This window comes from Frankia sp. Mgl5 (genome assembly GCF_023242985.1).
Lineage (GTDB): Bacteria > Actinomycetota > Actinomycetes > Frankiales > Frankiaceae > Parafrankia > Parafrankia soli.
The window spans coordinates 1-13,268 of sequence record NZ_JALKFY010000659.1; the positions used below are offsets into that span (position 1 = coordinate 1).

7 protein-coding genes and 2 pseudogenes are annotated in these 13,268 nt (G+C 68.6%); 4 read left to right on the forward strand and 5 right to left on the reverse strand.

Annotated elements, in window-relative coordinates:
- Positions 1-373 precede the first annotated feature (373 nt).
- From MXD62_RS21730 to MXD62_RS21740, 3 genes are all read right to left on the reverse strand, one after another.
- The gene (locus MXD62_RS21730) at positions 374-2,404 is read right to left on the reverse strand and encodes an APC family permease (RefSeq protein WP_248831338.1); all 2,031 of its coding nucleotides are present in this window, start codon (positions 2,402-2,404) and stop codon (positions 374-376) included.
- 381 nt (positions 2,405-2,785) lie between these two features.
- Positions 2,786-3,847: a VCBS repeat-containing protein gene (locus MXD62_RS21735; protein WP_248831332.1), complete on the reverse strand. Its 1,062-nt coding sequence runs from the start codon at positions 3,845-3,847 to the stop codon at positions 2,786-2,788.
- A gap of 298 nt (positions 3,848-4,145) precedes the next feature.
- Entirely contained in the window at positions 4,146-5,693 is a 1,548-nt protein-coding gene (locus MXD62_RS21740; protein ID WP_248831333.1) for a Na+/H+ antiporter, read from the reverse strand.
- Positions 5,694-6,399: 706 nt separating this feature from the next.
- On the opposite strand from MXD62_RS21740, the pseudogene kdpA reads away from it, so the two are divergent.
- Together kdpA and MXD62_RS21750 are read left to right on the forward strand one after the other, a co-directional pair.
- Positions 6,400-8,050 (forward strand): annotated as a pseudogene (kdpA, locus tag MXD62_RS21745) (potassium-transporting ATPase subunit KdpA).
- A 49-nt stretch (positions 8,051-8,099) separates the two neighbouring features.
- Positions 8,100-8,795: pseudogene (locus MXD62_RS21750) on the forward strand (response regulator); the annotation flags it as partial.
- A 110-nt stretch (positions 8,796-8,905) separates the two neighbouring features.
- Here MXD62_RS21750 and MXD62_RS21755 read toward each other — a convergent pair.
- Together MXD62_RS21755 and MXD62_RS21760 are read right to left on the reverse strand one after the other, a co-directional pair.
- The gene (locus tag MXD62_RS21755; protein WP_248831334.1) at positions 8,906-9,901 is read right to left on the reverse strand and encodes a magnesium transporter CorA family protein; all 996 of its coding nucleotides are present in this window, start codon (positions 9,899-9,901) and stop codon (positions 8,906-8,908) included.
- 109 nt (positions 9,902-10,010) lie between these two features.
- Positions 10,011-12,665 carry a sensor histidine kinase KdpD gene (locus tag MXD62_RS21760; RefSeq protein ID WP_248831335.1) on the reverse strand — a complete coding sequence of 885 codons (2,655 nt, stop codon included), beginning with the start codon at positions 12,663-12,665 and terminating at the stop codon, positions 10,011-10,013.
- Between the two features lie 314 nt (positions 12,666-12,979).
- On the opposite strand from MXD62_RS21760, the gene MXD62_RS21765 reads away from it, so the two are divergent.
- Both MXD62_RS21765 and MXD62_RS21770 read left to right on the forward strand, forming a co-directional pair.
- Entirely contained in the window at positions 12,980-13,069 is a 90-nt protein-coding gene (locus MXD62_RS21765) for a K(+)-transporting ATPase subunit F (protein ID WP_248831336.1), read from the forward strand.
- The coding region (locus tag MXD62_RS21770) for a potassium-transporting ATPase subunit KdpA (protein WP_248831337.1) at positions 13,069-13,268 on the forward strand (200 nt) is incomplete at its 3' end. The genes MXD62_RS21765 and MXD62_RS21770, both read left to right, overlap by 1 nt.

Consider the following 13,268-nt stretch of genomic DNA (forward strand, 5'->3'; position numbering starts at 1 on the left):
ACGACGTCGGACCGGACGGCACCAACATCCTCATCAGGACAGGGTGCCGGCGCAAGCCGGCATGGTCACTGACCTGCGACGATGAGTAGAAGCGAGACGGAGGACCGTCCGCTGCAACGGCGGACGCTCAAGGATCTACCAGTCCTGCTCGGTACAGATGCCTCTGTGACGCCATCGGCATTTGATCTGCCGAAGGCGTGCCGGGTTACCCGCGGTGAAAGCGGGTGCCGGAGCGGTCCAAGGGGACGGGGTCAGCTGGCCCATATAGGGGATCGCTGTCCGAAGAACAGGGCCCACCTCAGGTTGTCTAGGAGCGGGCTCATGGCACCACAGAAACCAGGTAGACCAGCGGTCAGCAGGGTCCTGCTGCGGGTCATTGGTGGCGGGTGACGTCCGGGTCTTCCGTAATGCTCTCTGTGGGGTGCATGGTGCGGAGCGCGCCTGGAGCGAGTGGTTCTGTGCGTAGGGCGGCGCGTGCAGAGGAGGCGAGCTGCCAGGGCACGTCGGCGACGATGACGCCGGGAGTGAACAGCAATCTGGCTTTCAGTCGCAGCGCACTCTGGTTATGGAGCAGCTGCTCCCACCAGCGGCCCACGACATACTCGGGGATGAAAACGATGACGACGTCGCGGGGACTGCCGCGACGCAGCCCCTTGATGTAGTCGACAACCGGCCGAGTGATCTCCCTGAAGGGCGAGTCGAGGATCTTCAGCGGTACTGGGATCTCGCGCTTCTCCCAAGCGCGCCTCAGCGCCGTGGTGTCGTCCGGGTCGACGTTAACCGAGAGAGCTTCGAGGTGGTGCGGGTGGATAGCGCGGGCCACACCGAGCGCCCGCAGGGTCGGCCTGTGCAGTTTTGAGACAAGGACGACGGCGTGTACCCGCGAGGGAAGTTCGGCGATGTCCTTGGGTGTGGGGTCGAGTTCGCGTGCGACCGCGTCGTAGTGGCGATGGATGCCCCGCATGAGTAGGAACAGCACCGCGGCGGCGAGGATCACCTGCCATGCGCCCTGCGTGAACTTTGTGGCCAGGACGATCAACAGCACCAGGCCGGTGGTGCCCGCGCCGACAGCGTTGACGACCCGCCTACCGTGCAACGATCTACGGTGAACCGGATCGTTCTCTGCTGCTAGCAGCCGGTTCCAGTGCCGCACCATGCCGATCTGGCTGATCGTGAAGGAGGTGAACACTCCCAAAATGAACAGGGGGATCAGAGCGGTAACTGATGCTTTGTACACATACAGCAGTGCGGCGGCAACGGCGGCGAGCGACAGAATTCCGTTACTGAAGGCGAGGCGGTCGCCACGGGTATGCATCTGACGGGGCATGAACCGATGCTCGGCCAGGATCGAGGCCAGTTGCGGGAAACCGCTGTAGGCGGTGTTAGCTGCGAGGATAAGGATGGCCGTAGTGGCCGCTTGGACGAAGTAGAAACCCGGCGAGGCGGTGCCGCCGAAGACGGCGGCAGCGAGCTGGGCGATGACCGTGCGCTGCGGTGCGGTGGAACAGTTACCAGGAAAGCCGACGAGGTGGCAGGTGTCGTGGGCGATGTGCACCTTCGAGATCAGCGCGAGCGCGGTGATACCGCTGAACATGACCACCGAGAGAGCGCCCATGGCAACCATTGTGGCCGCGGCGTTTGCGCTTTTCGGTCTTCGGAAGGAGGGCACTCCATTGGAGACCGCCTCGATGCCGGTGAGTGAGCTGCATCCGGTCGCGAACGCGCGCAGGGCCAGGACGATCAGCGCCAGTCCGGTGATCGAGGCATACTTGGGTTCGATCCCCCAGCCAGCGGATTCGGCCACGGGTCGGACGCCGAAGAGGGCTCGACCCAGCCCGGTGAGGATCATGACGAGCATGCCGGCGATGAACGCGTAGACGGGGATCGCCAGTACCGCACCCGATTCACGTACACCGCGAAGATTCATCGCCGTGAGCAGGGCGACGGACGCGAGCGCGAGGAGGACCCGGTGCTCGTTCAACGACGGGAAGGCTGAGATGATGTTGTCTATGCCGGCCGCGACCGAGATGGCGACCGTCATGACGTAGTCGGTCGTCAGCGCGGCGGCGACGACCAGGCCGGCGTTCGCACCCAGATTGACCGAGGCAACCTCGTACGACCCACCACCACTCGGGTATGCGGTGACGACCTGCCGGTAGGAGACAACGACGACCACCGTCAGCAGCACCACCGCGAGCGCGATCCAGCCCGTCAGCCACAGATAGGCCAGCCCACCGAGGGCGAGCACGATAAGGATCTCCTGGGTGGCGTACGCCACCGACGACAGCAGGTCACTGGCGAAGATCGGCAGCGCCAGCCGCTTCGGGAGCAAGGTCTCGTGTAGCTCTGCGCTGCGTCGCGCCCTCCCCACCAGAAGCCGTTTGACGATGTTCATCCGCATCATCACGGCTCCTTTCGGACTACCGCCGGACCCGCCCGACGACCCGGTGCCGCCGCCGAGTTCGCAGTGGCCGCGGCGTGTTTTCTGGATGAGGGCGTGCCCGGCGCCACCCCCACCGAGAGACCCACGACCCACTACGGTGACGCTGAGATCGGAACTTGGGGGCGGTCAGTCGTCACCCAGTCCGGTGTCTTCCAGGTCGCGTGCGCGCTGGATGTTTCGACGGATGGTGTCGCTGATGCGTCCGGTTTCGTAGAGCCGGTTTAGCTCGGTGCTCTCCACGGCGATGAGGTCGCGGCGCAGCCACCGGTAGGAATCCGCGGTCGGATCGGGACGTCCGTTGTCCTTGCCAGCTTCCAGCTGGTCGATCCGGCTCGTCAGGTCCTATGGGCTGGCGCACCCGTCTCGGATTTCGGCGGCGGCCGCCCCGGCGGCCTGGGCCGGCTCGGCCTGGAAGGTGCCGTCACCATTGCCCAGCAGTACCGAGACCGTGCTGCCGCGGCCGTTGGCGACGATCAGGTCGGTATGGCCGTCCCCCCTCAGGTCGCCCACCCGCAGTGCGACCGGACCTGGACCGGCAGGGTAGACCTGCTGGGGCGCGAAGGTGCCGTCGCCGTTACCCAGTAGCACCGACACCGTGGCGTTCCCGGCGTTGGCGACGATCAGGTCGGTGTTGCCGTCGCCGGTGAAGTCGTCCACTGCCACCGCTGACGGGCCCGGTCCGGTGAGGTAGGGCTGCGGGGGCGCGAAGGTGCCGTCGCCGTTACCCAGCAGCACTGACACTGTGGCGTTCCCGGCGTTGGCGGCGATCAGGTCGGTGTTGCCGTCCCCCCTCAGGTCACCCACCGCCACCGTCGACGGGCCCGGTCCGGTGAGGTAGGGCTGCGGGGGCCCGAAGGTGCCGTCACCCTTGCCCAGCAGCACCGACACTGTGCCGTCGAACTGATTGGTAACGGCCAGGTCGGTGGTGCCGTCGCCGGTGAAGTCGTCCACCGCCACCGCTGACGGGCCCGCGCCGGTGAGGTAGGGCTGCGGGGGCGCGAAAGTGCCGTCGCCGTTGCCCAGCAGCACCGACACCGTGCCGCCGAACTGGTTGGTGACGACCAGGTCGGAGATGCCGTTCCCCCTCAGGTCATCGACCTCCACCCCGGACGGGCCCGGTCCGGTGAGGTAGGGCTGCGGGGGCCCGAAGGTACCGTCACCCTTGCCCAACAGCACCGACACCGTGCCGTCGCCGGCGTTGGCCACGGCCAGGCCGTCGTTCCCGTCCCCCCTCAGGTCACCCGCCGCCACCGAGACCGGACCATGCCCGGTGACGTAGTTGACCGGGGGGGCGAAGAGTCCGTCTGCTCGTGCGGCTCCGGGCAGGACAACGAGTGCGGACACCGCCAGCGAGACCGTCGCGAGCAGCCCGGCGGCGCGCCTGCCGGCTGTCCGCACCCTCATGCACGTCTCCGCATCGAGGTCTGATGCCATGGTCTGAACGCGCCCATCCGGTCTCTCCTGTCTCGGCGCCCCGCCGCACCGGCCGCGGCCACACGCAGCACCGCACGCCGCCTGACCCTGGCCTGATGCTGACCCAGTGACCTCACTGACGGTCGCAGCGACACTCCCATGCGTCGCGCCCGCCGGGACCGACGACCGCATCGACCAGCGGTGGGTGTTCGGCCCGCTGGCCGACGCCGTCGTTTCCTACCGTCTGCTCACCGAGCCGCTCGGCGCCAGCCCTAGCGACCAAAGATCGTTAGTCGTCGCTCAGTCCGGTGTCTTCCAGGTCGAGTGCGTGCTGGATGTTTCTACGGGTGGTGTCGCTGATGTGTCCGGTTTCGTAGAGCCGGTTTAGCTCGGCGCTCTCCACGGCGATGAGGTCGCGGCGCAGCAACCGGTAGGAGTCCGCGGTCGGATCGGGACGTCCGTTGTGCCTGCCGGCCTCTAGCTGGTCGATCCGGCTCGTCAGCTCCCGACGGAGCCGGTCGATCACGACCTCTGGCGCTGCCTCCAGGTCGGTCATCTGGTCCAGGCGTTCCAGGGCGACATTGGTGATCTGTAGACGGGCCCGGAGGCGTTCCAGGCTGGTGTCGTGGGGTGTGAGGGCGATACCGGTTCGGCGTACCAGCGGGGCGAGGGTGAAGCCCTGGACGGTGAGGGTCATGACGATGACGGTGGCGGTCAGCAGGAGAACGAGTTCGCGGTCCTGCAAGGGGTGACTGGCATGGTCCGTGAGCGGTATCGAGAGGGCGGCGGCCAGCGGGAGGACGCCACGGGCGCCAGCCCAGGACACGACGAGCGGTATCCGCCAGGACGGGCGGGTCCCCCGGCGCCGCTGCATGGCCGCGGACAACGGAAAAACCCATACAGCACGGATGGCGAGAAGGGTGCCGCTGATGGCCAGTGCCGCCAGTGGCCACCATGTTCCGGTCCCGGACAGGTCCCGGATCAACGTCGGTAGCTGGAGGCCGATCAGAGCGAACACGATGCTTTCCAACAGGAACACGACGGTGCCGTACACGGCGTGCAACTGCAGCCGGATGCGGCTGGTGGTGATGTCAGCGGTCTGCGTACCGAGGATGACACCGGCGACCACGACAGCGCTGATCCCAGAGGCTTCTAGCCGTTCTGCCAGCAGATAGCAGGCATAGGGGGTGACGAGAGCGATCACGGTCTCGAGTACGGGGTCCTCGGTCCGTCGGCGGATCAGGGTGACGCCGGCGGCGACCAGCGCGCCCACCACCGCTCCGCCGCCCGCAAGCCAGACGAACTCCCCGACCACGTGCGCCCAGGAGATCGCCCCTGAGGTGACCGCGATACCGACGGCGACGCGGAAGAGCACGAGGCTGGTGGCGTCGTTGAAGAGGCTCTCGGCTTGGACCAGCGCCTGTACCCGGGGTGGCAACGCCAGCCGGCGACCCAGTGCGGAGACCGCGACGGGATCCGTGCTGGCGAGCACGGCGCCGAGGACGAAGGCCATGTCCGCCGACAGCGGAGTGACCGCCAGCGCGAGCAGCCCGACGGCCGCGGCTGAGGCGACGACGAGCCCGAGCGCGAGGATGGTCACCGGGCGCTGTACCGCACGCAGGTCGCGCCAGGACAGTTCCTCGGCTGCGGCGTACAGCAGCGGCGGGAGTACGACGACGCTCACCACGTCCGGTGCGACCCGCACCTGCGGCACGCCAGGTAGCAGGCCTACCAGCACACCGGCGACGACGAGCAGGGATGGTGCGGGTACCGACAGTCGACGCGCAAACGTCGCGACGACGGTGGCGAGGATGACGAGGGCGAGCACGATCCCCACGCCGGTGCCCTCCACTCTGTCTGGTCTCCACGCCAACCGAAGCTCTGGTCCGACAAGACCCAACAGGCAGGACCTCATCAACCAGGCTTCTGTGCCGACCAGACTTCCCGGCGCGCCGGTGCCAGCCTACGTGCGCCGCAGGCTCGAGATGTTTGGTCGCCCGAAGGTAGCCGGGGAGTGCCACGGAGGGTGCCGGCTCGCGCCGGAACGAGGCAGAAGCGAGCGTCGGCGCGGCTTCTGCTGCCCGCTGTGCTTCGGGTCGCGTTACTACCGTGTTGACGTTTCGGGATGTGACGTCAATGGGGTGTTAGTGCCGCTGGCCGACCGGTGGGTGGGGGCCGATACTGACTGCTGCCGCCGGGCAGGCGGGTCGGGTGGCGAGGGGTGAGGTCCGGAGGTGTCTGGCCAAGGTCAGTCCTGCCGGCGCACGCGCGGATGGCCCCCCGCGAGGTACCCACGCTCGGGGTTACGGCACCCGCCAACCCTTCTGATCATGTTGGGCGGTGCTGTGGGCAGCGGCAACCCGATGGTGGTGGGGATGTACCTGGCCTGGCCGTGATCAGGAGCATGCGGCCGGGGGTGGCGGTGCACGGGGCCCTGGACCCGGTCCCGTGCACCGCCACCCCCAGGCGGGACCATCCCCGACGACCCCTGGAGTGAAGATGATCGGCCGCCGAGACACCAACGTGAGTCCGCGGATACAGCGGTGAGCGCCTGGCTGCAGGCCGCCGTGGTGCTCATTGTGCTCGCGGTGATTCATGTGCCGCTGGGAAACTATCTGGCCCGGGCATTCAGCTCGCCCCGGCATCTGCGTGCCGAATCCGCTCTCTACCGGTTTATGCGCGTCGACCCGGATGCCGACCAGCGGTGGCCGACCTACGCCGGCTGCCTGTTGGTGTTCTCGGTGCTGTCGACGCTGCTGCTCTACGGGCTGCTGCGGTTGCAGTCGCACCTGCCGCTCGCGCTGGACAAACCCGGTATGCCGGCCGGCGCAGGAATGGAACACCGCGGTCTTGTTCGTCACCAACACCTCGTGGCAGTCCTACGCGGGCGAGGGGGCGCTCGGGCATTTCGTGCAGATGGCCGGTATCACGGTGCACTCGTTTCTGTCCGGCGCGGTCGGCCTCGCTGTGGCGCTCACCCTGATCCGCGGCCTGACCCGGGCCCGGACGGACCGGGTCGGCAACTTCTGGTGCGATCTTGTCCGCGGTGTCGTGCGGGTACTGCTCTCACTGTCCGCGGTGTTCGCCGTTGTGCTCCTGGCCGGCGGCGTGATCCAGAACCTGCACGGATTCCAGTCCGTGCAGACGCTCGCCGGCCACGTCCAGGCCGTTCCCGGTGGTCCGGTCGCCTCCCAGGAGGCGATCAAGCTGATGAGTGGCGACGGCGGGGGCTTCTACAACGTCAACTCGGCGCATCCGTTCGAGAACCCGAACGGCCCGACGAACATCGTCGAGATCATCCTCATGCTGCTCGTCCCGTCGGCGATCCCCCGGATGTACGGGCGGATGGTCGGCGACACCCGGCAGGGCTGGCTGCTTGTCAGCGTCGTCGCCGCGCTGTTCACTGCCTCGTTGGGGCTGCTGTCCTGGACCGAGATGGCGCACCACGGCACCGTCGGGCAGGCCGTGGCCGCCAGCATGGAAGGCAAGGAAACCCGTTCCGGGCCGGCGGGCACGGCGCTGTTCGCCACTGCCTCGACCGCCAGCGCGGACGGCGCCGTGAACGGCAGCCACGACTCGCTGACCGCTCTCGGCGGCGGCGTGGCCCTGGTGAACATGCTGCTCGGCGAGGTGAGCCCGGGCGGCGTCGGCTCCGGTCTGTACGGCCTGGTCTCGCTTGCGCTGGTGGCGGTCTTCCTCGGCGGTCTGATGATCGGCCGGACGCCGGAGTACCTGGGTAAACGGGTCCGAACGTCCGAGATCCGTCTGGTGGCGCTGATCACCCTGGCGACGCCGATCGTCGTCCTCGTCGGCACGGGCCTGACGCTGGGTCTGAAGACACCGCCGCACTCGTTCCTGAACACCGGGGCGCACGGGCTGTCCGAAGGCTTCTACGCGTTCACCTCAGCTGGGAACACCAACGGCAGCGCGTTCGCCGGGTTGTCCGCCAACACCGACTTCTACAACGTCGGTCTGGGGTTGGCGATGCTCGTCGGCCGCTACGTGACGATGATTCTTGTCATTGCCTTGGCTGGTTCCTTCGCCGGCCAGGGATGTGCTCCGGTGACCCGGGGGACGCTGCCCACCCATACGCCGATGTTCGCCGCGCTCACCGGTGGCGTGGCAGTCCTGATCGTCGGGCTCGAGTACCTGCCCGCCCTCGCGGTCGGCCCGCTCGCGGAAGTTATGACATGACCCGCGGCCGGGCGCGCGGCCGCCTCGGGGCGGCACCATGTGATGTTTGGTGACCAGCGTCCTCGTGGTTGACGACGATCTGCCGCTACTGCGGGCGCTGCGCGTCACTCTGGACGCTCGTGGCTACCAGGTCATCACCGCCACTGACGGCGCCCAGGCGCTTGCTGCCGCAGCCGGGGGGGAACCCGACATCATCGTGCTCGATCTGGGCCTGCCCGACCTCGACGGCATCGACGTCATCCACGCTCTGCGCGGCTGGACGGCCACCCCCGTCGTCGTCCTGTCCGGACGAGCCGGCAGCGTGGACAAGATCGCCGCGCTCGACGCCGGCGCCGACGACTACGTCACCAAGCCCTTCCGAACCGGCGAGTTCCTCGCCCGGCTCCGCGCCGTCGCGCGGCGCACCCCGGTGCCGGCCGAATCGCTCACCGTTGCTTTCGGCCACTATCTGATCGACCTGGGCGCCCGCCGCGTCACCCGCAACCCCATGTTCGCCCCCCTGGACGGTGTCGGAGACCCGCGGCTCACCCCGACCGAATGGCACCTGCTCGACATCCTCCTTCAAAGCCCGGAAAAGCTGCTCACCCACCGCCAGCTACTTCCCCAGGTCGGCGGCCCGTCGCCGAAGGAACAGAGCCACTATCTGCGCCAGTACATGGGCAGGCTGCGCCGCAAACTCGAGCTGGACCCAGCCCGACCACGCCACCTCATCACCGAACCTGGCATGGGCTACCGGTTCCAGCCCATGACCCGGCGCTCCGAGCGGGCGGCTCGGATGATCCGCCCGCCTGCTCACATCAGGTCTTCGAAGTGCCGTCCATGGCCGCGGTCGGTGGGCGGGGTGGGGGCGCTGGTCTAGAACCAGCCGCGTCGTCTGGCCCAGAGCAGCACCGTCGCGGACATCACTGCCATCACGGCGATCGCCGCGGCCAGCGGCAGGACCTGGGTGTGTCCGTTCACGATGAGGTTCATGCCGAGGACCGAGGACAGGGCCGTGACGGGAAGGGTGACCGCGGCGATGACGGCCAGTCGTTCGGCTGCGATCGTCATCTTCGTTTCTGTGCGGGCGCGGAAGAAATCAATCACTCCCTGCAGGTATTCCCGTTGGACGTCGGCTTGGGCCCGGACCCGTTCGAACCGGTCGGCGACGTCGCCGGCGAGGGCCCGGGCGGAGTCGGGTACGACGGTGGCCAGCTGTGCCATCCGCGCGTAGACGTCGCGGCCGGATGCGCTCATCGTGCGGATGGCCAGCAGTCCGTGCCGTACCCGGAACAGCTCGTCGAGGAGATGTTCGGGATCGCAGAGGTGTCCTCCGGTGACCTGTTGCTCGAGGTTCCACACCTCGCGGGTCAGTGATTCCACGAGCTGTTCCTGGCCGCCGATGACGGAGCAGACGATGGCGTGGGACAGCTCGAAACCGGAGGAGGGGCGCAGCTGGCCGGCGGTCAGCCTGGCAAGCACGGCGTCGGTCTCCCGGTGGGCCACCTTGGGGTCGACCGCCGGGTTGACTGGGCCGTGCACTGTCACGAGGTAGTGCGCCGCGATGAACTGGTCGATCTCGACGAAGTGGATGTGGCCGCGCGCGCCGAGTTCCGGTGCGTGGAGCACGACGAACACGTGGTCGCGGTAGACGTCGACACGTGGCACCCGGTTGCGGCGGGCGCAGTCCTCGACGGCGGCGGGATGGAAGCCGAACGTGGCGGAGAGCGTGTTGCCCGCCTCCTCGTCACCGACCGGGATATCGACCCAGATGGGACCGCCGCCGATGGGAGGATGTCCGCGTAGCGCGCCGTCGAGGGACGAGGGTGGGCGTCGCTCGACGCCTGCCGCCGTTACCAGGCGTACCTCCATGGCTACCTCCCTACGGAAGTCGGCTTTCGGGCGAGACGCCGGAGCCGGTTCGGCCGGCCCGAGGGCGCGCGGTGACCTTCGGTATAACGGTGCGGTAGGAGGTCGGGACTCAGCGCGGCCCGACTGACGGTTCCGGCCTCTGCGCTGTCGGGTCGGCGAGAGCATCCGGCGGGGTGGTGGCGGGCAGCGAGAGGACCATGGTGAGGCCGCCGCCGGGTGTCTCGTCGGGGGTGAGGGTGCCGCCCATGGCCTCGGTGAGGCCGCGGGAGAGTGCGAGGCCGAGGCCGACTCCGGTGGTGTTGTCCCGGTCGCCGAGGCGCTGGAACGGCTGGAAGACGTTGTCGCGCCGCGTTGCGGGGATACCCGGGCCGCGGTCGATGACGCGCAGCTCGACGCGGTCGGCGAGCGCGCTGGCGGTGATGATCGGTGGGGTGTCGGCGGGGGCGTGGCGTAGCGCGTTGGTGACGAGGTTGACGATCACCCGTTCGAGCAGTGCCGGGTCGGCTTGGACGGCGGGCAGGTTGTCGGGGACCTGTACGCCGATCTTGCTGGCGGCCGGGCCGATCTCGTCGAGGGCGGGCGGGACGATGTCGTCGAGGCCGATGGGGCGGGGGAAGACGCTCAGGGCGCCGGCCTGCAGGCGGGACATGTCGAGCAGGTTCTCGACCAGGCGGGTCAGTTTGTCGAGGGATTCGTCGGCGGTGGCGAGGAGTTCGGCCTGTTCGTCGTCGGTGAGGGTGATGTCGTGGCCGCGCAGTCCGCTGATGGCGGCTTTGGCCGCAGCGAGTGGGGTGCGCAGGTCGTGGCTGACGGCGGTGAGTAGCGCGGTGCGGACCTTGTCGGCCTCGGCGATCGGGGCGGCTTCGGCGGCTGCTTCCCGTAGCCGGTGCTGGTCGAGGGCGACGGCGGCCTGGGCGGCGAAGGCGGTGAGGATCCGCCGGTCGGCGGCGGGTAGTGACCGTCCGGTCAGCGCGAGGCACAGGTTGTCGCGCACGGGGATATCGACACGGTCGCCGTCGTGGCTGGCAGGGTCGGGTGCGGCACTGTTCCCCGTGGCGGATGGATCGGCGCCGACGGTCATGACCGGACGCCACCCGCCTCCGGCCTGGTCGTCGTCGGTGCGTTCGAGCAGGGTCACCGAGGTCATTCCGAAGGTCTCCTGGGCCCGGGCGAGCAGGGCGGGTAGGGCGTCCTCGCCGCGCAGGACGCTGCCGGCGAGCACGGAGAGGGTGGCGGCCTCGGCGGAGGCGCGCACGGCCTGCTCGTAGCGGCGGGCGGAGGTGGACACCACCCGGCTGACCAGGCTGGCGACGAGGACGAATCCGAGCAGGGCGAGGGCGTTGTCGCCGTCGGCGATGGTCCATTCGTTGACTGGGGCGGTGAAGTAGTAGTTGAGCAGCAGTGAGCTGGTGATTGCGCAGAGCAGCGCGGGGCCGAACCCGCCGACCAGCGCCACGGTGACCGTGATCAGCAGGTAGGCGAGCATCTCGGTGGTCAGGTTGAACGTGCCCCGGATGGTGGTAAGTCCAGCGGTGAGCGCCGGGACGAGCGCCAGGGTGAGCACCGTGGCGAGGATGCGGCGGCGTGGTTCCAGGGCGGTCCGGGTGTTGGGTAGCCGCCATCCGGACTTGCCGATTCGGTGGGGCGCGTCGTCCTCGGCGCTCGTCGGGGCCGGTTTATGGCCCCATGCCTCGGGGTGGGTGACCAGGTGGACGTCGATCGGGCCGGACATGCTTGTCGTCATCGCGCCGATGCCAGGGCTGAGCATGCGGGCGAGGCGGCCGCGGCGGCTGGCGCCCAGGACGAGCTGGGTGGTGTTCTCGGCGCGGGCGAAGTCGAGGAGTGCGGTGGGGACGTTGTCGCCGATGACCTGGTGGTAGCTGCCGCCGAGGCTCTCGACGAGGGCGCGCTGGCGGGTCAACGCCGCCGGGTCGGCGCCGGTCAGCCCGTCGGAGCGGGCGACGTGGACCGCGAGCAGGTCGGCGCCCTTGCTCCGGGCGGCTATTCGGGAGGCCCGGCGGATCAGGGTGTCGCCTTCGGGCCCGCCGGTGAGGGCGACCACGACGCGTTCTCTGGTTTCCCAGGTTCCGCCGATGCCGTGGTCGGCGCGGTAGCGGTCGAGCTGGTCGTCGACCTTGCCGGCGAGCCAGAGCAGGGCGAGTTCGCGCAGCGCGGTGAGGTTGCCGACGCGGAAGTAGTTGGCCAGGGCGGCGTCCACCTTCTCGGGTCCGTAGACGTTGCCGTGGGCCATGCGGCGGCGTAGCGCCTCGGGGGCCATGTCGACGAGCTCGACCTGGTCGGCGCGGCGGACGACGTCGTCGGGCACGGTCTCGCGCTGCGGGACGCCGGTGATGGTCTCGACGACGTCGTTGAGCGACTCCAGGTGCTGGACGTTGACGGTGGAGATGACGTCGATGCCGGCGGCGAGCAGGTCCTGGACGTCGTGCCACCGCTTGGCGTGGCGGCTGCCCGGGACGTTGGTGTGTGCCAGCTCGTCGACGAAGGCGACCTCGGGGCGTCGGGCGAGGACGGCGTCGAGGTCCATCTCGGTGAACGAGCCGCCCCGGTACTCCAGGATTTGGCGGGGGACGATCTCCAGACCGTCGAGCATGACGGCGGTGCGCGGGCGGCCGTGCGTCTCGACGAAGCCGATGACGACGTCGGTGCCCCGTTCGGAGCGGCGGTGGGCCTCGTCGAGCGCGGCATAGGTCTTGCCGACGCCCGGCGCGGCGCCCAGGTAGATCCGCAGGGTTCCTCGTGTCACCCGCCCATGGTGCGGGCGGCGGCACCCTGCCGGAAGGCCCCGCGGCTGCCTCATCCGGCAATTTTCATGATCGCCGTTAGTGTTCTGTTAGAAAGCGCTGCGTCGCTGTTAGAAACCTGTGAGAGATCGCCAAAATCGGGATCGACCGCGCTTTACTAGCGACGCTGCTCGCCCGACCATCCGTTCACGGCGGTCCAGGCGGGGCCGGCTTTCGTCGCTGGAGAGGGAGGACTCGTGCTCGACGTGGTGTACGTGGCGCTGACACTGGGGTGTTTCGCGCTGCTGGCGCTTGTTCTGTGGGGGGTCGAGCGGCTGTGACCGCGGAGAACGTCGTCGGTCTCGTCCTGGCGATCGGGCTGGGTATCCTGATGATCGCGGCTTTGCTGTTCCCGGAGCGTTTCTAGTGTCCGCCTCGACCGCCGGTATTCTAGTCGTCCTTCTGCTGGTCGCCGCGTTGGTGTTGACGTATCGGCCTTTCGGCGACTACATGCACCGGGTGTACACGAGTGAGAAGCACCTGCCGGTGGAGCGGGCGATATACCGGCTGACGGGGGTGAATCCGAACGCGGGCCAGCGGTGGACGGTGTACGCCCGCAGCGTGCT

Excerpts from the sequence above, each read along its gene's own strand:
- MXD62_RS21730 (WP_248831338.1), bottom strand. The coding sequence starts at position 2,404 with ATGATGCGGATGAACATCGTCAAACGGCTTCTGGTGGGGAGGGCGCGA.
- MXD62_RS21735 (WP_248831332.1), bottom strand. The coding sequence starts at position 3,847 with ATGAGGGTGCGGACAGCCGGCAGGCGCGCCGCCGGGCTGCTCGCGACG.
- MXD62_RS21755 (WP_248831334.1), bottom strand. The coding sequence starts at position 9,901 with ATGGAGGTACGCCTGGTAACGGCGGCAGGCGTCGAGCGACGCCCACCC.